Origin of the sequence: Sphingorhabdus sp. (genome assembly GCF_023910635.1) — a bacterium.
GTDB lineage: Bacteria > Pseudomonadota > Alphaproteobacteria > Sphingomonadales > Sphingomonadaceae > Sphingorhabdus_B.
This window is the reverse complement of record NZ_JAAVVZ010000002.1, coordinates 1-23,461: the sequence shown is the minus strand read 5'-3', so window position 1 is coordinate 23,461 and position 23,461 is coordinate 1. Positions and strand designations below refer to the sequence as shown.

Here is a 23,461-nt window from a genome sequence, read left to right as displayed (position 1 = left end):
ATGTCTTGCTCACCCCAAGGTGGCCGGACTTGCGCGACCTATAGTCGCGCTAACCTGAACCCTCAAGCGGTCGATTTATTATTTTTAGCATTTAAATGCACCACTCTTCTACCCATTTGCGTTGCAATCCGTTAAACCGGACATGCAAAAGACGACATTGGCTAACAAGGAACATTCTCCCCATCATGACCGAAGATGAAATACTGTCCGAATTCCGTAGCGTCGACGCGCTGCTTGAAGGGCATTTCCTGCTGTCGTCCGGCCGTCACAGCGCTTATTATTTGCAATGCGCTCGGCTGTTGATGAACCCAGAGCGCGCTGGACGCATTGCGCTTGCGATCAGTCAAAAAATGCCGCGCGAACTGCGGACTGAGGTTCAGGCGGTGATTTCGCCCGCCATGGGTGGCCTAATCATCGGCCACGAAATGGGTCGCGCGCTTGGCGTTGATGCCATGTTTGTGGAACGCCCCGAAGGTGTTTTTGGGTTGCGCCGGGGATTTACACTCACGCCGGGCACTAAAGTCCTCATGGTGGAAGATGTCGTGACCACCGGCCTATCTTCACGTGAAGCGATTGCCGCGATCGAAGCGGCTGGCGGCGTTGTTATCGCCGCGGCGGCTGTGGTCGATCGTTCGGCGGGGACCGCTGAGCTTGGCGTTCCCTTTTTCCCGCTGATTCAGCTGAACTTTCCGACCTACGCGCCCGACGAACTGCCGCCGGAGCTAGCCGTGACGCAAGCGGTCAAGCCCGGTAGCCGGAAGGTATGACGCAAGCGCCCGCGCCGCCCCGCTTGCGTTTGGGCGTTAACATTGACCATGTCGCGACCATTCGCAATGCGCGGGGCGGTGGTCATCCAGACCCGGTGCGTGCGGCGCAGATTGTGGCGGCGGTCGGTGGCGACGGCATCACGGCGCATCTGCGGGAGGACCGGCGTCATATTCGCGATGCCGACATCGAACGTATCATGGCCGCGACAAATTTGCCGCTGAACCTTGAAATGGCAGCGACCGAGGAGATGCTGGAGATCGCTTTGCGGCACAAGCCGCATGCCGCGTGCATCGTCCCTGAACGACGCGAGGAGCGGACGACCGAGGGCGGATTGGACGCGGCGGGGCAGCACAATCATCTTGCGCCCATGGTCACGCGGCTCACCGACGCCAATATCCGCGTCAGCCTGTTTATTGAACCCGATGCCCGTCAGATCGAAGCCGCAATCCGCTTGCGCGTGCCGATCGTAGAATTTCACACGGGCAAATATGCCCATGCGCAAGGCGAGGAACGCGAAACCGAGCTGCGCCGGATTGCCGATGCCGCCGCTCTCGCGGCGAAGAACGGGATCGAGCCCCATGCGGGCCATGGGCTTACTTTTGATAATGTTCAGCCCATTGCCGCCATTCCGCAATTTGCCGAACTCAACATCGGGCATTATCTGATCGGTGAGGCCATCTTCATCGGTTTGGAAGAAAGCGTGCGTAAAATGCGCGAACTGATGGACCTTGCCCGGTGATCATCGGGCTTGGCTCTGACCTGTGTAATATCGAACGCATCGCCAAATCGATTGCGCGATTTGGCGCGCGATTTGAAAATCGTGTTTTCACCGACGTGGAACGTGCCAAGGCAATGAAGCGACCGTTTACCAAAGCGGGCACCTATGCGAAGCGCTTTGCCGCCAAGGAAGCCTTTTCAAAGGCCGTGGGAACCGGTTTCAAACATGGCGTATTTATGAAGGATATTGGCGTCGTCAATGCACCTTCGGGTGCGCCGACCCTGTCGCTTACGGGCGGCGCAAAAGCGCGGCTCGACGCAATGATTCCTTCGGGCTATGAAGCCCATATTCATTTGACGTTGACGGATGACCACCCATGGGCACAGGCATTTGTCATTATAGAAGCGTTGAGATCGCAAAAGGCATGACCAGTTTGACCACCGACAACAATAGCGAGGCAACACCGCCCGCGCCGGCACCTGAAAAGAAGGGCTGGGCCGCAGCGGCTTGGGCCGAATTAAAAGGCATGTTCTGGCTTCTGCTCGCCGTGCTTGTATTCCACAGCTTCATTGCGAAGCCCTTTTACATTCCGTCTATTTCGATGATGCCGACCTTATTGGTGGGTGACCGGCTGTTCGTCAGCAAATATCCGTATGGATGGAGCCATGTTTCGCCGACGATACCGAATCCTGTAGCGATATTTCGCTGGCTGGTGTTGCGCGAAGAGGTAGACGCCTTGGCCGTGCCTTTGCCGGAGAGCAACACGCGCGTCTGGGGCACACTGCCCGAACGTGGCGATATCGTCATATTGACGCCAAAGGGCAAATATCAGGATTGGATCAAGCGCGTTATCGGCTTGCCCGGCGACACCATCGAACTGCGCGCAGGGCAGATTTTCCTCAACGGCAAGCCCGTGAAGCAGGAAACCCAGCCAAACCTCATCTTACCAGTCGATGCCAACAATCCTTGCAATGATTATGACTTTCCAGGCGCATTGACACGCGGTGATGACGGCGTGCTGACCTGCCATTTGCCAATCATTCGCGAAACCCTGCCCAATGGCGTGCAATATGATACGATTGACGCGCGTCAGCGCGATACCGATGACATGGCGCCAGTGAAGATCCCTGCCGGTCATGTTTTCCTGATGGGTGATAACCGCGATAACAGCTCCGACAGCCGCGTGGCGGAAGAGTTTGGCGGCCTTGGTGGTCCTGTATCATGGGATCGCATCGGCGGCCGCGCGGAAATTATCACATTCTCGGTTGATGGCAGCACCAGCCTTAATCCTGCATCATGGTTCAGTTCGCTGCGCGGTGATCGCGCTGGCGACAGCTTGCGTCCTAAAAAGGTCAGCCAAGGTGAGTGAGGCCGCGCCCCTTGCGCCACGCAAGCCGCGCCGGACGCGGAAAAAACCTGAAACACAGGTAAAGGATAGCTTTCGCGAAGAGGTCGGCCCAACCGAGCTTTACGACCCCCTCATTCGTTCAGAGATAAAGCGCGCTGCGGTATGGATTGGCATGGCCAGCCTCGTTGTTGCATTCATCTGGCTTGCGCAGCCCATTCTTCTTATCATTGGCGGCATCGTTCTTGCCGCGATGTTCGACGGCGGCGCGCGGCTTCTTGGCCGGGTGCTGCCCATCCCGCGCGGCTTCCGCCTGACCATTGTCGTGCTCGCCGTGTTTGGTTTTATCTATTGGACGTTTGTTTTCACAGGCTCTGAACTCGCCGCGCAAGCCGCAAGCCTTCAGGCCATTGTCGAAAGGCAAATTGAAACAATCGGCAATCGGATTGAAGCAGCAGGGTTCAACATTTCTGCTGAGGATGTGAAGGGCCTTGGTTCGCAGATGTTGAACTCTGTGGGCCGCGTCACGGAAGCGGTATCGTCCGTTTTGGGCACCGTCACAAACCTTGCGATGATGCTGGTTCTCGGCATATTTATCGCAGCCGAGCCCCGCTTATATGAACGCGGTGTCGCGTGGATGCTGCCCTTGGCAGAGCGCGCGCATTTTTATGGCACCGCCGAAAAAATGGGCAGCGTCCTGCGCCGTCTGATGGCGGGTCGCCTGCTTGGCATGGCGGTTGAAGGCGTGGGCACATGGGTGCTGCTCAGCCTTGGCGGCGTGCCGATGGCGGCGTTGCTGGGTGTGCTCACGGGCCTGCTGGCATTCTTGCCTAATATCGGCGCAATTGTATCTGGGGCCCTTATCATCCTCGTTGGGTTTTCTGCCGGGGTTGATGTCGGACTCTACGCCATTTTCGTGTATTTTGTCGTGCAAACGGTGGACGGTTATTTGATCGTCCCGATGGTCGCAAAGCGTGCGGTCGATTTGGCACCTGCTTTAGTGCTCGGCGCGCAGATTCTTTTCGGTGCGCTTTTCGGCATTTTGGGGCTTGCGCTGGCCGATCCAATCATCGCGATGATCAAGGTCGCGCTGGAGCGGCAATCAGAGCGCAATGAAGCGCGTGGTATCCGCGAAGGGCCGTGACCCTAACCGTCTGCTTTATATTGGGCATCGCCAATTTTTGTATGCACAAAGCGGTGGCGGAATCTGGGCACCCTTTTGTCGAAGAGACAAAGCGCTATTTCGGTCGGCATTTCGGTCCTTATGGAAGCTACGCTATTGAACTGGCTTTGCTCATCGGTGCCATGTGGTTGGCCAATGCGCAATCCTTGGTGGTAGTGCTCCTCTACGCCGCCTACACCGCCATAAACGGCGTTGCGAGTTGGCTGCTGCTGTCGAACAAGGCCTGATGGGCCTTTGTGCTTTGCGCTAAAATACCTATATGGCCCTTGTGCCACCATTAACTCCCACCAACGATACTAAGCCAGATTTCGCCGTCATGCGGCGATTCTTGCCGTATTTATGGCCGAAGAACGAAGCGGGTTTGCGCGTCCGCATTGTCTTTGCCTTACTGCTGGTGGTTGTCTCAAAACTCATCCAGCTCAGCATGGCATGGCTCTACGGCCGGGCTATCGACCGCATGGTGCCGGGCATGGAAGACAGCGTCGCCATCGCCATCGCATTGGTCGCCGCTTATGCCGGTGCGCGTTTCGGCGGGGTATTATTCGACAATTTGCGCAACATCGTCTTTGAACGCGTCGGTCAAGAAGCAACGCGGCGTCTGGCTGAAAATGTCTTCAGCCATTTGCATAATCTGTCGATGCGGTTCCACATGAACCGGCGGACAGGCGCGGTTACCAAGGTGATTGAACGCGGGACCAAGAGCATCGACATCATGCTCTATTTCCTTTTGTTCAACATCGCGCCTACCTTGCTAGAGCTGTTTTTAGTCTCCGTTTATTTCAAGATTTCATTTGGTTGGGGCATGGTCATTGCCACGCTGATCATGGTCGTCAGCTACATTGTTTACACGACCCTAATCACCAACTGGCGCAACAAATTGCGCGAGGAAATGAACGAGCTCGACACGCAGACCGTTGCCAAGTCCGTCGACAGCCTTTTGAACTACGAAACGGTCAAATATTTTAACGCAGAAAAGCGCGAGACCCGCCGTTATGCCGAGGTGGTGCAACATTATGCCAATGCCGCCGTCAAATCTGAAAACTCGCTCGCCGCGCTGAACATTGGGCAATCGCTGATCACCAACCTCATGATGGCTGGGGCCATGGGTTATGTCGTTTGGGGCTGGTCACGCGGGCAATTTACCACAGGCGACGTGGTGACGGTGAATACCTTGCTGGCGCAGCTTTTCCGGCCCTTGGACATGCTGGGCATGGTGTATCGCACAATACGCCAAGGCCTGACTGATATGGCCGCAATGTTTGCGCTTATCGATACCCAAGCCGAAATCACCGACAAACCAAACGCACCCGCATTGGTAGTCCATGGCGGCGCGCTGGTGTTTGACGATGTATATTTCGCTTATGACGCGGAGCGGCAAATATTAAACGGCGTCAGCTTCGACATAAAGCCCGGCCATACGCTCGCCGTGGTTGGCCCATCGGGTGCGGGCAAGTCGACCATCGCGCGCCTGCTCTATCGTTTTTACGATATTACCGGCGGTCGTATCACCATTGATGGGCAGGATGTGCGCGATGTTACGCAATCCAGCCTGCGCAGCGCAATCGGTATCGTTCCGCAGGATACCGTTTTGTTCAACGACACCATCGGCTATAATATCGGCTATGGCCGCGAAGGTGCCAATCAAGCCGAAATCGAAGAGGCCGCGCGCGGCGCATCGATCCACGGCTTCATCGATTCGCTGCCCGACCAATATGCCGCCAAGGTTGGCGAGCGCGGGTTAAAACTATCCGGCGGTGAAAAGCAGCGCGTGGCGATTGCCCGCACTTTGCTCAAAAATCCGCCGGTGTTGATCCTCGATGAAGCCACCAGCGCCTTGGACAGCCGGACTGAGTCGGAAATTCAAGCAACGCTCGAACGTATTTCGGAACGCCGCACCACCATCATCATCGCACACCGGCTTTCGACCGTCGTGAACGCGGATCAGATTATCGTGCTTGAGGCGGGGCGTGTGGCGGAGAAGGGAACGCATCTGCAATTGCTGCGCAAAAATGGCCTGTATGCCGACATGTGGGCGCGCCAGCAAAGCGAAGCCGAAGAAGAGGCCGTTCCCGCCGCGTAAAATCACGCACTATCCACAAGCGACTTAGAACAAATACATGTCGGCTCTGTCATTGGCACTTCGGTCACGCTAGGGCGTTCCGATGGCCTCCGTCGTTCCCTCCCCTACGCCAGCCGATGTTTTGCACCGCTTGTTCGGCTTTGCCGGCTTTCGCGGGCAACAGGAACAAGTGGTTACGCGCGTTCTGGCGGGTCAGCGCACGCTCGCGATCATGCCAACGGGCGCGGGCAAGTCGCTTTGCTATCAATTGCCCGCCGTGATCATGGATGGCACCTGTATCGTCATATCGCCGCTGATCGCGCTCATGCATGACCAAATGCGCGCGGCCGATGCCGTGGGCATTCGCGCCGCGACACTGACCTCCGCCGACGACAATCGCGCCGAAACCATAAAGCGATTCCGTGCGGGCGAGTTGGACCTATTATATGTCGCGCCGGAACGAGCATCGGGTCAGGAGTTTCGCAGCCTGCTGCGTGAAACGAAGATATCCCTCTTTGCGATTGATGAGGCGCATTGCGTGTCCGAATGGGGCCATGATTTCCGGCCCGATTATCGTTTGTTGCGGCCATTGCTTGATGACTTTGCGCATGTGCCGCGCCTCGCGCTGACCGCCACTGCCGACACCCATACACGCGACGATATTGCCGAACAATTGGGCATAGCCAAAGATGGCGTCATGGTGGCGGGTTTTGACCGCCCCAACATCCGCTACATAGCCGAAGCCGCACCGAACAGCGGCATTGCGTCATTGGTCAAGGGCTTGCAGGGCGCAGGCATTGTCTACGCCCAAACCCGCGACCGCACCGAAAAAATCGCAGCCCAGATTGCCGAGACGGGCCGCAGGGCTTTATTTTATCATGCCGGCATGGAACCACAAACGCGCGCCCGGGCACAGGCCGAATTTGTGTCCTCCGAAGACATGGTCATGGTCGCAACGGTCGCCTTCGGCATGGGTATCGACAAGCCCGATGTCCGCTTTGTCGTGCATGCTGGCCTGCCGAAATCTATTGAATCTTACTATCAGGAAAGCGGGCGGGCGGGGCGCGATGGGGACCCGGCGGTGGCGCATATGCTGTGGTCAGCAGGCGACTTCACCCGCGCGCGTGGACGCTTGAGCGAGTTACCACCTGAGCGGCGTGAAGCGGAATTGGCGCGCGTTGCCGCCTTGTCGCATTTGGTGGAAACCCCTGGCTGCCGCCGCGCGGTGTTGCTGCGCCACTTTGGCGAAAGCCCGGCCGAAACATGCGGCAATTGCGACAATTGCTTGCATGCGCCCGACGTGCACGACGCGACCGAGCTGTCCCGCAAATTGCTGTCCGCCGCCTATCGGACGGGTCAGAGATTCGGCATGGGCCATTTGGAAAAGGTCCTGCTGGGGAATATAGACGAGCGGATTACGCAATTCGGGCATGACCAGCTTTCGGTGTTTGGCATAGTGAACCGGACCGAGGCAGCTATGCTGAAGCCCTTGTCGCGTGCCTTGCAGGCGCGCGGCGCGTTGGTCGCTAACGAACATGGCGGCCTGAAACTAGGCGGCGATGCCCGCATCATCATGCGCGGCGACCAAAAGATTGAGATCGCTGTGGTAAAACCCGGCAACACACGGCGCCCGGGCCGACCCGACAACCCCATTGGCAACCCGTTATTTGAGGCCTTGCGCGCCAAACGCCGGGCATTGGCCGAAAATGTCGGCGTACCGCCTTATGTCATTTTCCATGACGCGACCTTGCGCGAAATGGCGCTGACCCGGCCAGCCGATATCCGTGCCTTGGGCCGGATCAGCGGCGTCGGTGCGCGTAAGCTAGAGGCTTATGGCGCAGAATTTCTCTCGGTAATCGCGCAATTTTAGGACCGAAGGACATCGCGGCATTGTCCTTCCTTGTTATCGATTGCGGATTAAAATATGGCGGTTTGATTGTCGTCGGCTAAGGCGATTATATGATGGGATTTTTTGAATGTTTCGCAAACTCACTGACCATATTCTGGTAGCGCCGCAAATTGACGTCGCTGATGTCATGGCCGCTGCGCAAGCGGGCGTAACGCTTATCATCAACAACCGCCCCGAAGATGAATCCGCCGATCAAACGCCCGGTGCAGAAATTGAATGCGCCGCGCGGGCCGCCGGGTTGGACTATGTCGCCATTCCAGTCACGCATGCGGGCTTTGCCGAATGGCAAGTCAGCGCAATGGCCGATGCATTGGACAAGGCCGACGGCAAAGTGCTGGCCTATTGCCGATCCGGCACGCGCTCGACCTTGTTATGGGCCTTGGCGCAGGCGTCCAAGGGCGATCATCCTGCCGTATTGGCCGAAAAGGCAGCGGATGCCGGTTATGATGTAACGCCAGTGACCGCGATGATGGATATGCTGCGCGGGCGGGCTTCGTGACAGCAGAATTGCTCAAGCTAGCGGGGTCCATCGCCGCAATTGTGTTCATCGCTTGGCTTGCGCGATTCTGGAAACTCGGCGGCGACGTCCGCATCCGCAGCGAAGAACAAGCGCGCGAGATTGCCCGTGAGTCTTTATGCGGGTTCGAACCCGTCGAAATTGCCATCGACAAGGCCGGTATCGCCGCGTTGATGCGCGATGCCGATGGTCGGCACCTTTTGGTGCGGCGGCATGGCGTGCAATGGGTAGGGCGGCTTCTCGACCACCATAATGAAGCGCGGCTTGACCACAATTTCCTCACCGTCGGCACAGGCGAAAAAACCTTTGGCTCGGTGACACTCAATCTGGGCGCGCAAGCGTCGCATTGGGCGGCTGGCCTGCGCCATTTGAATATAGGACGCCCATATGCCTGAACTGTTCAGCCCAATTGATTATGCGGTTCCGGCGTTCATCATCCTGATCGTCGCAGAGATGTTATGGGCGCGGCGCCGCGCGCCAGAGAAATATGAACCGCGCGATACGCTGACATCGCTCGCCTTGGGCACGGGCAGCACCGTTGCCGGCGCATTGTCGGGCGCGTTGGTGTTCAGCCTTGCCATGTGGATATACGAACAACGCTTTTTCGATATCGGCTGGGTCTGGTGGGCGTGGCCCTTATGCTTTGTACTCGATGATCTTGCATATTATTGGGCGCATCGTTCGGGGCACCGCGTGCGCTGGTTCTGGGCAAGCCATGTGAACCATCACAGTAGCCAGCATTATAATCTATCGACGGCTTTGCGCCAAACATGGACTGGCTTTATCGCGCTTGGCTTTATCTTTCGCATACCTTTGGCATTTTTGGGTTTTCATCCTGCGATGCTGTTGTTCGTCGGCGCGTTCAATCTCATTTATCAATTCTGGATCCACACCGAGGCAATTTACAAATTCCCGCGCTGGGTCGAATATGTCATGAACACGCCAAGCCATCACCGCGTCCACCATGCGACCAACCCGCGCTATCTGGACCGGAATTACGCAGGGACCTTCATCATCTGGGACCGCATCTTCGGCACCTTTACAGAGGAAGTCGAAGGCGAAAAGATCCGCTATGGCATCGTCAAGCAATTGGGCACGTTCAACCTGTTGTGGAGCGTGTTTCATGAATGGATCGGCATCGCCCAGGACCTATGGTCCGCACCATGGCGGCATAAATTTTCTTATATATGGCGTCCTCCGGGCTGGAGCCATGACGGCAGCCGGGACACATCGGACAGCATTCGTGCGCAATGGCTGGAGAGCCAGCAAGCCGAGGCTGAGCCGGTCGTAAACGCATAGCCGATTTACACCCTTGCCAGTAATTAATCGTCCGCTTAAACCCTCTCATTAAGAGGGAGCAGGCGATATGGACGAATTCGACATCATTGTTATCGGCGGAGGTTCCGCAGGCAGCGCAGCCGCCGGACGGCTGTCCGAAGGTGGCAAATATAAGGTCTGCTTGATTGAGGCAGGCGGCACCAACAATAATATGTTGATCAAGACGCCCGGCTTCATGCCGTTCATCCGCAATGCGTCCAATTATAAATATGAAACCGTTCCGCAAAAGGGCCTGAATGGCCGCACAGGCTATCAACCGCGCGGCAAGGGCCTTGGCGGGTCGAGCGCGATCAACGCGATGGTCTACATTCGTGGCCATAAATATGACTATGACAATTGGGCCGCCTTGGGCTGCGATGGTTGGTCCTATGACGATGTGTTGCCGTTTTTTAAACGCTGTGAAGATAATGAACGCGGCGCAGACGCATTTCACGGATCGGGCGGGCCACTTTCGGTTTCCAATCAACGCTGGCCCCAAGCGGGCAGCCTTGCCTTTGTTGAAGCCGCAGCCGAATTGCAATTGCCCGTAAATGCGGATTTCAACGGCGCGACGCAGGACGGCTTTGGCCTGTATCAAGTCACGCAAAAGGGCGGCGAACGCTGGACCGCTGCGCGCGCTTATGTTGAGCCGGCGCGTGACCGTATGGCGGTGCTGACTGGCGCACTGACCGAAAAGATCATCGTCGAAAATGGCCGCGCGACGGGCGTTGTCATCCGTCAGGGCCGCAAACGCCGGACGATCAAGGCGCGCGGGGCCGTCATATTATCGGCAGGCGCATTTGGTTCGCCGCAGATCCTGATGCTATCCGGAATGGGACCAGCCGAACATTTGCGAGAGCGTGGCATCGACGTTGTTGATGACAAGGCCGCAATTGGTTCCGACCTGCAAGACCATATCGATTATGTCTCCAGCTTTGAAACCCAATCCAAGGATGATTTCTTCGGCGATTCGCTGGCTGGCACGGCCAAGATGGTCATGGCTATCATCGAACATCGCCGCAAGCGCACGGGCGTGATGACCACCTGCTTTGCCGAGGCAGGCGGATTTTGGCGTTCGGACCCAAGCTTGCCCGCGCCCGACATCCAATATCATTTCGTGCCCGCCATGCTGGAAGACCATGGCCGTTCCAAAGTGAAAGGCCATGGCTTTAGCTGCCATGCCTGCGTTCTGCGCCCTGAAAGCCGTGGGACCGTGCGTTTGGCATCAGCGGACGCCAAAGTCGCTCCGGTTATTGACCCGGCCTTTTTAAGCGATGACCGCGACATGGCAACACTGCGCGCCGGTGTGCGCGCGATGCATCGTATATTCGAAGCGCCTGCGCTTGCCGCTTATAATGGTAAGAACCGGCATCCGGTTGATATCAATGACGACGCGGCCTTGGACGACCTGATCCGCAGCCGCGCCGACACCGTATACCACCCGGTTGGCACCTGCCGCATGGGGCCGAATGCCGATGATGTTGTTGACTCGTGCCTGAAATATCGGGGCATAGAAGGGTTATATGTGGCCGATGCCAGCATCATGCCCCGTCTTGTTTCTGGAAACACCAATGCGCCAAGCATCATGATTGGGGAAAGATGTGCCGAATTCGTCCGCGCTGACTTGCAATAATCTTGCGTAAATGCGGCGCTGCGGTTAACCGCGTGCGCGTTATGGCGATTAATAGAACAGAATATATCAGCACGCGCGGCAACGCAGACAATCTTGATTTTGCAGGCGTCACGCTGACAGGGCTGGCAAGCGACGGCGGGCTATATGTGCCCCGGCACTGGCCGCAATTTTCATCGCAAGAAATCGCCGCGATGCGCGGGCTGTCTTATGTGGATCTCGCCGCGCGTGTCATGGCACCTTTTACCGTGGGCGTATTGGACGAGGCGGAGCTGAAGGGCCTGTGCGCCAAGGCTTATGGCTCCTTTGCCCATACAGCGGTTACGCCTTTGGTGCAGTTGGATGGCCAGCATTGGTTACTTGAGCTGTTCCACGGCCCGACCTTGGCGTTCAAGGATGTGGCGCTGCAATTGCTGGGGCAGTTTTTTGTGCGCTTTCTGTCGGGTACTGACACAAAACTGACGATTGTCGGCGCAACCTCTGGTGACACCGGCTCAGCCGCGATTGATGCCGTTGCCGGACGTGCGCAGATTGAGATTTTCATGTTGCATCCGCACAACCGCGTGTCCGATGTGCAGCGGCGGCAGATGACAACCATCCTTGCGCCAAATGTCCATAACATCGCCATTGGTGGCAGCTTTGATGACGCCCAAGCGATGGTGAAGCGGATGTTCAACGACAGCGATGTCAACGGTCCGCTAACCTTATCTGCGGTCAATTCGATCAATTGGGCCCGCCTGATGGCGCAAGTGGTCTATTATTTCTACGCCGCGCTTCGCTTGGGCGGCCCCGAGCGCAAGGTCGCATTTTCGGTACCTACCGGAAATTTTGGCGATGTGTTTGCTGGCTATGTTGCCGCGCAAATGGGTCTTCCCATTGAGCGCCTGATTGTTGCCACCAACATCAACGATATTTTGCACCGCGCCTTGTCAAAAGGGGACTATTCGGTGCTTGGCGTGACCCCGACGGCATCGCCATCTATGGATATTCAGGTGTCGAGCAATTTTGAACGCTTATTGTTCGATCTGGAGGGCCGTGATGGCACCACCACGGGCGCGCGGATGAAGTGGTTCGAAAAAATGGGCAAGATGGTGCTGTCGCCCGAAATGCGTAAAAAGGCGACGTTACTCACCAGCGCACGCACCGATGCCGAACAGATGTCGGCCGCCATGCGTTGGGCCTATGGCGCGACCGATCAAATCATCGACCCGCACACCGCGATCGCTTTGCATGCTGCGCGCAATGCTGGTATTCGCCCCGAGGTGCCGGTGGTAACATTGGCGACAGCGCATCCCGCCAAATTCCCCGACGCCGTTGAAAATGCCACCGGCGTGCGCCCCGCTTTGCCTGCGCGGGTATCGCAATTATTTGACCGCGAAGAACGCTTTGATGTTCTGCCCGGTGAATATGATGCGGTGCGTGATTATGTGTTGGCGCGCGCCACGCGTTGAATATGGAACCGGATTTCGTCACCCTGATCAGCGAACCGCGCAGCGATTATACGCTGATCGATTCAGGTCATGGGCGCAAATATGAATCCTATGGCGACCGCCGCTTCATCCGGCCTGAACCGCAAGCGATGTGGGCCCCGGCATTAGACGAATGGCCCGCTGACGCCGAATTTGTTCCCGGATCAGACGATGATGGCGGCGGTCGTTGGTATAACAACAAACCCGTCCCCATGGATGGATGGCCACTGTCGTGGAATGACGAAGTGCATTTTACCGCGTCCTGCACACCGTTTCGCCATTTGGGCTTCTTCCCAGATATGGACCCGGTGTGGCGCTGGATGCGGGAGCAATTGGCGGGCGTTGCCGACCCGGTTGCTATGAACCTGTTCGGCTATACCGGCGTTGGCACGCTCGCTTTGTCTGCGGCAGGCGCGCAGATGGTGCATGTTGATGCGTCAAAGAAATCGGTTGGGCAAGCGCGGGCCAATGCCGAAATGTCGGGCATGGCAGACCGCCCCATCCGCTGGATCGTCGATGACGCCGCCAAATTCGTTGCCCGCGAAGTACGCCGCGAAAAACGCTATGACGGCATATTGTTGGACCCTCCCAAATATGGCCGTGGCCCCGAAGGCGAAGTGTGGCGGCTTGAGGAAGACTTGCCTGAACTGATCGCCAATTGCCGCAAGCTGTTGGATGCGGAATCGAAATTTTTGTTTTTAACCGTCTACGCCGTGCGCATGTCCGCGCTGGCATTGGGCGGGCTATTGGAATCGCAATTTGCGGACCTTGGTGGCAAGGTTGAATTTGGCGAGCTGGCGGTACGCGAACAAGGCAGGGGCATGCTTTTGCCCACCGCCATTTTCGCCCGCTGGTCGCGTTAAGGAGTGATATGAGCGACAGTTTAATTCTTGAAGTGCACGATCTTGTCGTCAATGTCCTGACGGGGATTTACAGCCAGGAAACGCATCTGCCGCAACCGCTGCGCATATCGATCAGCACCACGCTCGATATGGCCCCGCATTACGCGCCGGATACACCATTGTCGGCTTCCAAAAATTATATGACGTTGAAAGAAGCGGCGACAAAATTGCCTGAGGGCGTGCACTTCACGCTGATTGAGGCGGTGGCCGATCATATCATGGACACTCTGTTCGCCGACGACCCACGTATCAGCAACATCGTCGTCAAGATCGTCAAGCTGGCGATTGCCGAGGATAATGAGGCGATTGGCATCACCATGTCGCGGGGCCGCACGTGACCGCTAAGCCGCTTGCAATTGTGACAGGTGGCAAACGCAGGCTGGGCGCAGCGATTGCGGCGAAACTTGCAGGCGCAGGCTATGCGCTGGCGTTGGTTAGCCATATGGATACCCCGCCGGAGGCTGCTCTGGCAGCGGCGCTGCAGGCGAACGCGCGCGAATGGCACGCATTCACCTTCGACCTCAGCACCGGCGATCCCGCCAGACTACTGGACATGATCACCGCCCATTTTGGTCGCACGCCCGACCTATTGGTGAACAATGCGGCCATGTTCGGGCAAGACGACTGGCAGACGATGACGCTGGAAACGCTGGAGGCGCATTTTCGTTTGAACCTGTTTGCGCCATTATTGCTTGCAAAGGCCCTTGTCCAAACCTCTGGCGCACAGGCGCGCCCCGCCATCGTCAATATCCTCGATCAACGCGTGGTCAATCCACACCGTGACCAGATGAGCTACACCTTGTCTAAACAGGCGCTCGCGGCATCGGTGCGCTCCATGGCGGCATCCTTTGCTGGTCGTGCCCGTTACAATGGCGTCGCGCCTGGCTTGGTCATTGCAACCGATGATTATACCGCACAGCAAGAAACGCGGCTGGCCGATAGGATGCCCTTGGGCGCATTGCCATCGCCATCGGCTGTGGCGGACGCTGTAGTCTATCTCGCCCAAGCGCAGGATGTTACCGGGCAAGTCATTTTCGTCGACGGCGGCGCGCATCTCAAAAGTTTCGACCGCGACTTCATGCATCTTTAGCGCGCGTCTGCGACCGATTATTGCGCCGACGCACAAATAACTTGCGTTTTGACGATGGTTTCGCCATAGGCATCCCAAGCGCATGAGGCGAGCGGACAATTCCGCCGCAGTTTTGGCAGCGTGAGGGCCCAAATAACGGCTCCGCCAAACGAACAAGATGCGTAAGCTTAGAGGCTTCCCATATCACGCAGGGTTGTTTCCAACGGGTCAGCATAAGCTGCTCCCGAACACCTGCTGTTGCGCCTGTGCGGTCCTGATGAAAGGATACGCTTCGTGGGCCGCGACGACTATTTTGAAAGTATAAATATGTCTTTTTTCCAAGACCTGGGCCTTGCCCAACCTATCCTTAAGGCGCTTGAGGCGGCTGGCTATGATACGCCAACACCCATTCAGCAACAGGCCATTCCACCCTTGCTTGAAGGCCGCGATCTATGCGGTATTGCGCAGACCGGAACGGGCAAGACTGCTGCATTTGCGTTGCCGTCCCTGCACCATTTCGCCACAAAGCCAAAGGCGCGTCAGCAATATAGCTGCCGGATGCTTGTCCTGTCGCCAACGCGCGAACTCGCGGCGCAAATCGCCGACAGCTTCCGCACTTATGGCAAGTTTTTGGGCCTGAAGGTCGATTGCGTGTTCGGCGGCATGCCGATTTTCAGCCAGAAAAAGCGTCTTGCCGGTGGCGTCGATATTCTTGTCGCTACGCCGGGCCGCTTGATCGACCTGATTGAGCAACGCGCGGTCACGTTGAAGGACGTTGAAATCTTCGTCCTTGATGAAGCCGACCAGATGATGGACTTGGGCTTTATTCACGCGTTGAAGCGTATCGACCAATTATTGCCAAAACAGCGTCAGACATTGTTCTTTTCGGCGACCATGCCAAAGGCGATTGCCGAGCTTGGCAACCGTTTTCTGAACAACCCTGTGCGTGTTTCGGTTGCGCCCGCCGCGACCACAGCAGAGCGCGTTGAACAATTCGTGACCTTTGTCGAGCAGCGCGAAAAGCAGACATTGCTGACGCTCAAATTGCAAAGCGAAGAGATTGACCGGGCGTTGGTCTTCACCCGCACAAAGCATGGCGCCGACCGCGTTGTGCGTGGGCTTGCGGGAGCCGGTATCCAATCCGCCGCGATCCATGGCAACAAATCGCAGGGCCAGCGTACGGCTGCGCTGCAAGCATTCCGCGATGGCAAGATCAAAATACTCGTGGCGACCGACATTGCGGCGCGCGGCATTGACGTCCCCGGCGTCAGCCATGTGTTCAACTTCGAATTGCCCAATGTGCCAGAACAATATGTCCACCGCATTGGCCGCACCGCGCGCGCAGGCCGTGAAGGTATCGCCATGAGCTTTGTTGCGGGCGATGAGCGTGGCTATATGAAAGACATCGAGCGTTTAACTGGCATCCGCGCCATGACGCTTGGCCTTCCCGAAGGTTTCCGTGCCGCAGTCGCAGCACTGCCGCCCCCTGTTGCCGATAAGAAGCCGCAACAGGCACGTGGCGGTCGCGGTGGTGGTCAACCCGGCGGCGGACGCACCAATTATGCTGGCAAGAAGCTTGGCGGCAATAATGGCGGCACTGGCTTGAACGGCGAGAGCCGTAACCGCACGCACGCGCCGCAAGGTGGCTGGCAACCCGCCATTGGTCCACGCGACGGCAGCCGTGAAGGCAGCCGTGAAGGCAGCCGGGACGCACGTCCACGCAACGACAATGCCCCTGCCGGTGATCGTCGCCCCACCGCCGACCGCGCATTTGCCGCGCGCAGCGAAAACCGCCGCGACCCCGGCGCACCTGCCCGCAATTACGGTCCGAAAAAGGGCGAAAATGGCAACTATAAGGGCACGGTGAAGCGGGCTGGGTAAATCTAATTCCCCTCCCGTTTACGGGAGGGGTCAGGGGAGGGTCGAGCCGCAGGCTCGCTTTTCCACGCGCCGTCGCTGCCCACCCCCAGCCCCTCCCGCTTGCGGGAGGGGAGCTATCAATGCCTGAAATGCCGCATGCCGGTGAAGACCATGGCGAGGCCAGCGTCATCGGCGGCGGCAATCACTTCGTCGTCGCGCATCGACCCGCCCGGTTGAATGACCGCAGTTGCGCCAGCTTCGGCGGCGGCGAGTAAACCGTCAGCGAAGGGGAAAAACGCGTCGGAGGCAACGGCGGAACCCAAGGTGCGCGGGGCGGCCCAACCATAGGTTTCAGCGGCCTCCTTCGCCTTAAGCGCGGCGATACGCGCGCTGTCACGCCGGTTCATTTGACCGGCGCCAATGCCAGCGGTTGCGCCATCCTTGGCATAGACAATCGCATTGGACTTCACATGCTTGGCGATCGTCCATGCAAAGCGGCAATCCGCCAGTTCCTGCGCGCTCGGGCTACGTTTTGTAACGACAGTGAATGCATCATCGGCAACATGGCCATTGTCACGTGACTGCACGAGCAACCCGCCTGTAATCGGTTTGATCGACAGGCCACCGCGTTTTGGGTCGGGCAAATCGCCGGTTAGCAACAATCGCAAATTCTTCTTCTTGGCAAATACCGCCTTGGCCGCATCATCGGCGGACGGGGCAGCCACGACTTCGGTAAAAATCTCGGTAATCGCTTCTGCCGTCGCTGCATCCAGCGGGCGGTTGACGGCAACGATACCGCCAAAGGCCGAGACGCTGTCGCATTCCAGCGCTGCGCGATAGGCGTCGATCAATGTCGCCCCCGTTGCAACGCCGCATGGGTTGGCGTGCTTGACGATAACGACCGTCGGCGGGCCATCGCGAAACTCAGCGACCAGCTCAAGCGCGGCATCCGCGTCATTGTAATTGTTATAGGACAATTCCTTACCCTGCACTTGCTCGGCCTGGGCGATGCCCGCAATATGCGGCGCCACAGGCACATACAGCGCCGCACGCTGATGTGGGTTTTCGCCATAGCGCAATTCGGCCGTGCGGTTGCCATTGACGGCAAGCATGTCCGGAAACGGTTGCTGCTGGTCGGCAAAGGCAAACCACTGGCTGATCATGCTGTCATAAGCAGCGGTCGCCGAATAGGCTTTCGCCGCGCATTTGCGGCGGAAGTCATAGCTGGTTTTACCGTCGCTTTCCTCAAGCTCGGCAATCAAGTCATCATAATCGGCTGGATCGGTCAGGATCGTCACAAAGGCATGGTTTTTGGCCGCGCTGCGCACCATTGATGGTCCGCCAATATCAATATTCTCAATGATCTCGTCGCGCGTCGCGCCTTTGGCCACCGTCTGCGCAAAGGGATAGAGGTTGACCACCACAAGGTCGATTGCGCCAATATGGTGCTCGGCCATCGCGGCGGCATGTTCGGGATTATCGCGCACCGCGAGCAGGCCGCCATGCACCATCGGGTGCAACGTCTTAACGCGGCCGTCCATCATCTCGGGAAAGCCCGTCAGCTCGCTAATGTCCTTCACCATAAGGCCAGCGGCGCGCAGCGTTTTGGCCGTCCCGCCCGTCGACACCAATTCAACATGCCGCGCCGCCAGCGCATGGCCAAGCTCCACCAATCCAGCCTTGTCAGATACTGACAATAGGGCCCGTTTAATGACGACGTCGTGCATAATTTCATCCTAAATGGCGCAGTTGCCAGCTAATGTGGAGAGCGCCTTTACCCGTATCAGCGGCGATCACAAGTTGTTGGGTCGGGTGCGGCCGACCATTTTGGTCAACCCATAAGCTATCATCGACCGACAATAGGCCACCGGAGGTGATAAACGCCCAGTTGCTGCCGTCGGCCATGCGCAGCAAAGCGGTCTGCGGTTGGTCTGTGGGTGCGATCTCAATATCTGGCCCCAGATGAAAGCGGACATGCGCTGCCACATCGTCCCTCGGCTTTTCCTGCGGCAACAGCGTATCTTCGCCCCGCAATTCCATGCCGTCGGACCGCAAGATGAGCAGGCGGGCGTGATTATAGCCAAAGCTTTTCGCATAGCCATCATGGCTTGCCTCAATCCGTGTCGCCTGATCAATATCGCGGCGTTCAAGGCCGACTTCAGTCACGCCCTTGCCCAACTGACCGCCCGGCAGAATTGCCGTCGAATTGGTGTCATTCAGGCAAAGCGTTGAATGCGCCGCCGTGGTCCTCAGGCCGCGTGCAAGCGCCGCCGATATGGTCGCGCCGACAAGTGCCGCACCGCCACAATTGACGATGATCCGCTGCCCATTATGCGACAATTCGAACGCTAGGGTCGAAGCGCAGCCCGACGCCGACTGGCGCGCGAGCGGCGGCGGCCCCGCATCCAGCAAAAGCACGGATTTGCCAGCCGACACACGCTGATAGCCCCAATCAAGTGCTTGGCGATGCGGGCGGGCGCGAACTTCGCTGGCGGTAACAAGCGCGTCAATCCGGTCGGCGGTCATATGCGCCGACCCCTGCCACGCACCAAGGCCGCCATCGGAATGTGTCAGCCCCAACAAGGCAGGCACCGCACGGCCCAGCGCCTCTATGAGGAAATCCGGCACCAGCTCGCCTTGCGCAACATAGCATTGCTTCAACAGGCTCAATAAGCCGATAAGCTCCATCAACTGGATGGGCGAGCGCGACACAACGCCGCCATCGGGGAAAATTGTGGCGCGCAAGGATTCGGCCAATCCGTCTTCACCCACTGCGCGGCGGATTTTGCCTTCGGGCAATAATAACGACGCGGCAACGACGCCCGCCCAACCCATGGTCTTGGCAAAATGGCTTTGCGCCCTGGGTGCGGACTGGTCCAGGTGGCGTGCCACCCGCGCAAAATGGTTGATGACGCGCGAACGGTAAATCGGGTCCGAACTGCTCAGCAAAAACGGCGATCCAGCGGCCATGTTCAACAGCCGCCAAGCACAATTGTCGACGCGCCAAGCCGGCTCGCGCGTCTTCATGCCATTGGCCAGCAACCAGGCATCGGCGATACGCGCCGCGACAGGCGCGCCTTCCCCGCGATTGGTTGCGGCCGAAAGATCGCGCAGCCAGTCAAAACGGTGGATATAATCGGTCAGCGATGGCGATAGATCAAGCTGGTCATAATCCAGCGCATCAAACGCTTGTTGTAAGCCCTGATAATGGAATTTGCCCATTCGCAGTGCTTGGCCACGTGCAGAATCGCCCTCCAAAGGGTCCTTCGGCACCGCCAGAAGGCGCAAAGGCACCTTGCCCTTCAACCGCCCATTGTGCAGCGGCGTGCGCCATGTCAGCTTGTAGAATTCGAGAGCGAGGCGCTCGAGAATATTTTGGCCCGCGCCCTTGGGCCTGACGATTAAGGCCGTCTGCCGTTGATCCGTACCGTCCTCAAAATTACCGGTCATTCACCCCTCAGCGCCCGGATATTTGCGGCATAATGGCTCTCGCCGCCCTTGAATGTGGCAGTGCCGGCCACCAGCGTGTCCGCGCCAGCCGATATTGCGAGCGGTGCCGTGTCGGTCGTAATGCCGCCATCGACTTCAAGCCGGATATCGCGCCCCGTTTTCTCGATCATCTTGCGAATGGCTTCGATTTTGCGCAACTGGCTTGAGATAAAACTCTGCCCACCAAAGCCGGGGTTCACGCTCATCACCAAGACAAGGTCAATGTCGTCGATAAGGTAATCGAGCATCTTCGCAGGCGTATGCGGATTGAGCACGATGCCCGCCATTTTGCCAAATGACTTGATCAACTGCACCGTGCGATGCGGGTGCGGCCCAGCCTCGGGATGAAACGAGATGATATCCGCGCCAGCGTCGGCAAAATCCTGAATATATTGGTCAACCGGCGCGATCATCAAATGCACGTCGAATGGCTTATCGCTATGCGGGCGGAGCGCCTTTACGACCGCGGGGCCGATGGTGATATTGGGGACAAAATGCCCGTCCATGACATCGACATGAATCCAGTCGCATCCAGCGGCATCAATGGCGCGCACTTCTTCACCCAGCCGCGCAAAATCGGCGGACAAGATTGATGGCGCAATGCGGACGGCGTTGGACATATGACGCGCTTAGACGCTAGGCTCCGCGCGGGCAAGGCGGCGGCGGGCGTTATACACAGCTTATCGCAATAAACGCGGTTAGCGCCGATAGATAAACATGTCGCCCATGACATCATGCGATTCTGCACATTTGGTGAAACCAAGCTTGCCCGCGACATTGCGTGATGCCGTGTTGCCGGGTTCAATGATGCACCGTATTTCGCCCAGTCCTTGCCCGTCCGCCCATAATAATATCGCGGTCATGGCCTCTGTAGCATAGCCTTTGCCCCATGCGTCGGGAATAAATGCCCACCCGGCCTCTGGAAAGCCTTCCAGCTCCTCTATGCCGCGTTCAAACTGCGCCAGCCCGCCATTGCCGACAAAGCGCCCGCTGGCCCGTTCCACAAATGACCAATAGCCATAGCCAAGCAACGGCCACATGCCGATGCCCTGAAGCATTTTGCCCCAACTGACGTTGCGGCTGCGTGGTTCGCCGCCAATGAACGCGGTCATGCGCGGGTCGGCCCATGCCGCGGCATAATCCTCCCAATGATCAAGCGATATCGGCTCGATGGATAAGCGTTCGGTCGTGAGCGTGGGGGCCGTGGTTTTCATATATCCCCCCGTCGCCTCACTTTACCGTAGCCCGGCGGGCAAACCGCGCCACAAAGAACCCGTCCAAACCGCCCTGCTCAGCCAGCATTGGCGGCATAGTGCGGACATGCCCCTGAGCATTGGGGACAACTCCAGCGGGCAACTCGTCGGCGGTCACGGGCATCGTTGCATATTCGGGATGCCGCGCCAGAAATGCCTCTGCCTGCGCCTCGCCCTCATGCGGTTCGAGCGAGCAGGTGGCAAATACCAAAGTGCCGCCGGGCTTCACCCATCCCGCCGCACGGTCCAACATCGCGCTTTGAATCGCGGCCAAATTATTGATCGCTTTCATGTCGATACGCTGCAACACATCGGGGTGGCGCCGCATCGTGCCCGTGGCGCTGCAAGGTGCGTCCAATAGAATCGCATCGAACGGCTGCGATGGTTTCCAATCCATGACATCGGCGTTTACCCGCTCCGCATTCAACTGCGTGCGTTCCAAATTGGACATCAGCCGGTCCATGCGCCGCGCGCTGTTATCAAGCGCCGTGACCGCAAAACCAGCCGCCGACAGTTGCATCGTCTTACCCCCCGGCGCAGCGCATAGGTCAAGTGCGCGCTTACCCGTGCCATCGCCCAAAAGCCGTGCGGGCAGGCTGGCGGCGAGATCCTGAACCCACCAAGCGCCTGCATCATAGCCGTCCAGTTCTTCGACCGCCGTACCACGCGGCAAACGCACATGGCCGGGCATCAGGCTAACCCCATTTAGCCGCTCGGCCCACGCATTTGTCTCTGCTGGCGTGCGCAGGGCAAGGTCCAATGGCGGCGGTTCGGACAACGCCTTTTGTGCGCCCGCGATCATGTCGTCGCCCCATGCCGGGTGCCAGCGCATCATCACCGCCTCAGGCAGCGACGGCAATTCGGGCAAAGCGACTTCGGCGCGTAACAATGATCCCAGCACGCCATGCACCAGCCGCCTTGGGCCGCCATCGACCAAGGGTAATGCCGTTGCGATGGCCGCATGGGCAGGCGTGCCCAAGCGCAAAATCTGCGCCAGTGCAAGGCGCAGCACCATCCGCGCCTTGGAGTCATCTGGCAGAACTTGTTTGGTCTTGCTGTCGATGAGAGTATCCAGATCCACCGACCAGCGCAAAGTTTCTTGCGCGATGGCAATCGCCAAGGCGCGATCCGGTGGCGAAAGGCCCTTGGTCGCATTGGCGGTGGCTTGGTCCATCGGCGTGCCCATGCGCATCACGGTATCAAGCAACCGCAAGGCAGCGCGGCGAGTGGGCAAGCCAGAAATTTCTTCAGTCATAGAAAAAAGCACTAGGCGTCTGCGGCACACAAGTGAAGAGCGGTTCTGCGCGGTCCAACTTGCGACGCCAGACCTTGCAAATGCTGCGATGAAAGCCGATATTTCATACAAGCCATTTCGCTCAAGGAAATTCGAAACATGGGCACACGTCCACCACATGTCAAAGCGCCGGAATATCTTTCCAAAAGCCCGCCAATCCCGCAAGCCAAAGAGGTCGGCCGCGCGCCTGAACCCGACGCCGAACGACCAGATCCCGTCCGCTATGGCGATTGGGAATTAAAGGGCGTTGCGATTGATTTTTAGGGTTAGGGCCACTTGCTTTAATCCTTGAGGCGTCAAAAAGAACCCGTCACAATGAACTTGTTTCAGCATGATGGTATTTGCCAACATCTTCGTGTCTTCGTGCGAACCAATTCCCCGCACATCAATGGGGCCAATGCTCTCACCCCATAAACGGCGCAGAAACCTCTGGCCGGACACGGACCAGCCGCCCCGTTTTTGTATCAATCATCGCCCAGGTTGTATTCGCCCGCACGATCACCTTGCCCTTGGCATCAACAAAATCGACCCGCCGGTCAAACTGCGCACCCTGGGGTGCACTCTCAATCCACGTGCGGGCCGTAACGCTTTCACCCGCCGCAATATTACCGCGATAGTCAATCTCGTGCCGCGTCACGACCCAATGATAAGCCGCGATATGTTCAGGCGCGGCAACCGC

General features: G+C 58.0%; 24 protein-coding genes. 18 read left to right on the top strand and 6 right to left on the bottom strand.

The window, feature by feature from the left end:
* The first annotated feature begins 185 nt into the window (after positions 1-185).
* The 17 genes from pyrE (at position 186) to HEQ34_RS00445 (ending at position 16,767) form a co-directional block, all read left to right on the top strand.
* A complete protein-coding gene (gene pyrE, locus HEQ34_RS00525; protein ID WP_296195984.1) occupies positions 186-767 on the top strand; it encodes an orotate phosphoribosyltransferase in 582 nt (193 codons plus the stop codon).
* Positions 764-1,507, top strand: coding sequence for a pyridoxine 5'-phosphate synthase (locus HEQ34_RS00520; protein WP_296195982.1), 744 nt, complete (start codon positions 764-766; stop codon positions 1,505-1,507). Before pyrE ends, HEQ34_RS00520 begins: the two co-directional genes overlap by 4 nt.
* A complete protein-coding gene (acpS, locus tag HEQ34_RS00515) occupies positions 1,504-1,914 on the top strand; it encodes a holo-ACP synthase (protein ID WP_296195980.1) in 411 nt (136 codons plus the stop codon). The genes HEQ34_RS00520 and acpS overlap by 4 nt, the downstream gene beginning before the upstream one ends.
* On the top strand, positions 1,911-2,855 hold the full coding sequence (lepB, locus tag HEQ34_RS00510; RefSeq protein ID WP_296195978.1) for a signal peptidase I: 945 nt from the start codon (positions 1,911-1,913) through the stop codon (positions 2,853-2,855). Before acpS ends, lepB begins: the two co-directional genes overlap by 4 nt.
* 112 nt (positions 2,856-2,967) lie before the next feature.
* Positions 2,968-3,975 carry an AI-2E family transporter gene (locus HEQ34_RS00505; RefSeq protein ID WP_296196558.1) on the top strand — a complete coding sequence of 336 codons (1,008 nt, stop codon included), beginning with the start codon at positions 2,968-2,970 and terminating at the stop codon, positions 3,973-3,975.
* Positions 3,972-4,241, top strand: coding sequence for a hypothetical protein (locus tag HEQ34_RS00500; RefSeq protein WP_296195975.1), 270 nt, complete (start codon positions 3,972-3,974; stop codon positions 4,239-4,241). Before HEQ34_RS00505 ends, HEQ34_RS00500 begins: the two co-directional genes overlap by 4 nt.
* Before the next feature lie 41 nt (positions 4,242-4,282).
* Positions 4,283-6,094, top strand: coding sequence for an ABC transporter ATP-binding protein/permease (locus HEQ34_RS00495; protein WP_296195973.1), 1,812 nt, complete (start codon positions 4,283-4,285; stop codon positions 6,092-6,094).
* 82 nt (positions 6,095-6,176) lie between these two features.
* Positions 6,177-7,943 (top strand): DNA helicase RecQ, encoded by a 1,767-nt coding sequence (gene recQ / locus HEQ34_RS00490; RefSeq protein WP_296195970.1) that lies wholly within the window; start codon positions 6,177-6,179, stop codon positions 7,941-7,943.
* Positions 7,944-8,049: 106 nt separating this feature from the next.
* Entirely contained in the window at positions 8,050-8,481 is a 432-nt protein-coding gene (locus HEQ34_RS00485) for a TIGR01244 family sulfur transferase (RefSeq protein ID WP_296195964.1), read from the top strand.
* Positions 8,478-8,894, top strand: coding sequence for a hypothetical protein (locus HEQ34_RS00480; protein ID WP_296195961.1), 417 nt, complete (start codon positions 8,478-8,480; stop codon positions 8,892-8,894). Before HEQ34_RS00485 ends, HEQ34_RS00480 begins: the two co-directional genes overlap by 4 nt.
* Positions 8,887-9,798 carry a sterol desaturase family protein gene (locus HEQ34_RS00475; protein WP_296195958.1) on the top strand — a complete coding sequence of 304 codons (912 nt, stop codon included), beginning with the start codon at positions 8,887-8,889 and terminating at the stop codon, positions 9,796-9,798. Before HEQ34_RS00480 ends, HEQ34_RS00475 begins: the two co-directional genes overlap by 8 nt.
* Before the next feature lie 67 nt (positions 9,799-9,865).
* Positions 9,866-11,449, top strand: a complete 1,584-nt coding sequence (locus tag HEQ34_RS00470; RefSeq protein WP_296195955.1) for a GMC family oxidoreductase N-terminal domain-containing protein — start codon at positions 9,866-9,868, stop codon at positions 11,447-11,449.
* Positions 11,450-11,490: 41 nt separating this feature from the next.
* Complete coding sequence (gene thrC / locus HEQ34_RS00465; RefSeq protein ID WP_296195953.1) at positions 11,491-12,897, top strand: threonine synthase; 1,407 nt, start codon at positions 11,491-11,493, stop codon at positions 12,895-12,897.
* Positions 12,898-12,899: 2 nt separating this feature from the next.
* Entirely contained in the window at positions 12,900-13,778 is an 879-nt protein-coding gene (locus HEQ34_RS00460; protein ID WP_296195950.1) for a class I SAM-dependent methyltransferase, read from the top strand.
* An 8-nt stretch (positions 13,779-13,786) separates the two neighbouring features.
* Complete coding sequence (locus tag HEQ34_RS00455) at positions 13,787-14,155, top strand: dihydroneopterin aldolase (protein ID WP_296195948.1); 369 nt, start codon at positions 13,787-13,789, stop codon at positions 14,153-14,155.
* Positions 14,152-14,907: an SDR family oxidoreductase gene (locus HEQ34_RS00450; protein ID WP_296195945.1), complete on the top strand. Its 756-nt coding sequence runs from the start codon at positions 14,152-14,154 to the stop codon at positions 14,905-14,907. Before HEQ34_RS00455 ends, HEQ34_RS00450 begins: the two co-directional genes overlap by 4 nt.
* Positions 14,908-15,213: 306 nt before the next feature.
* On the top strand, positions 15,214-16,767 hold the full coding sequence (locus HEQ34_RS00445) for a DEAD/DEAH box helicase (RefSeq protein WP_296195943.1): 1,554 nt from the start codon (positions 15,214-15,216) through the stop codon (positions 16,765-16,767).
* Positions 16,768-16,883: 116 nt separating this feature from the next.
* On the opposite strand, the gene purH is transcribed toward HEQ34_RS00445, so the two are convergent.
* The 5 genes from purH to HEQ34_RS00420 form a co-directional block, all read right to left on the bottom strand.
* Positions 16,884-18,473 (bottom strand): bifunctional phosphoribosylaminoimidazolecarboxamide formyltransferase/IMP cyclohydrolase, encoded by a 1,590-nt coding sequence (gene purH / locus HEQ34_RS00440; RefSeq protein WP_296195940.1) that lies wholly within the window; start codon positions 18,471-18,473, stop codon positions 16,884-16,886.
* Positions 18,474-18,477: 4 nt separating this feature from the next.
* A complete protein-coding gene (locus tag HEQ34_RS00435; RefSeq protein WP_296195938.1) occupies positions 18,478-20,196 on the bottom strand; it encodes a heparinase II/III family protein in 1,719 nt (572 codons plus the stop codon).
* Positions 20,193-20,855 (bottom strand): ribulose-phosphate 3-epimerase, encoded by a 663-nt coding sequence (rpe, locus tag HEQ34_RS00430; protein ID WP_296195934.1) that lies wholly within the window; start codon positions 20,853-20,855, stop codon positions 20,193-20,195. Before rpe ends, HEQ34_RS00435 begins: the two co-directional genes overlap by 4 nt.
* A gap of 78 nt (positions 20,856-20,933) precedes the next feature.
* The gene (locus HEQ34_RS00425) at positions 20,934-21,449 is read right to left on the bottom strand and encodes a GNAT family N-acetyltransferase (protein WP_296195931.1); all 516 of its coding nucleotides are present in this window, start codon (positions 21,447-21,449) and stop codon (positions 20,934-20,936) included.
* Between the two features lie 16 nt (positions 21,450-21,465).
* On the bottom strand, positions 21,466-22,743 hold the full coding sequence (locus HEQ34_RS00420) for a transcription antitermination factor NusB (protein WP_296195929.1): 1,278 nt from the start codon (positions 22,741-22,743) through the stop codon (positions 21,466-21,468).
* A 138-nt stretch (positions 22,744-22,881) separates the two neighbouring features.
* Here HEQ34_RS00420 and HEQ34_RS00415 point away from each other — a divergent pair, with 138 nt between their 5' ends.
* Positions 22,882-23,046, top strand: a complete 165-nt coding sequence (locus tag HEQ34_RS00415) for a DUF1674 domain-containing protein (protein ID WP_296195926.1) — start codon at positions 22,882-22,884, stop codon at positions 23,044-23,046.
* 139 nt (positions 23,047-23,185) lie between these two features.
* On the opposite strand, the gene HEQ34_RS00410 is transcribed toward HEQ34_RS00415, so the two are convergent.
* On the bottom strand, positions 23,186-23,461 hold a 276-nt coding region (locus HEQ34_RS00410; protein ID WP_296195923.1), incomplete at its 5' end, for an acyl-ACP thioesterase domain-containing protein.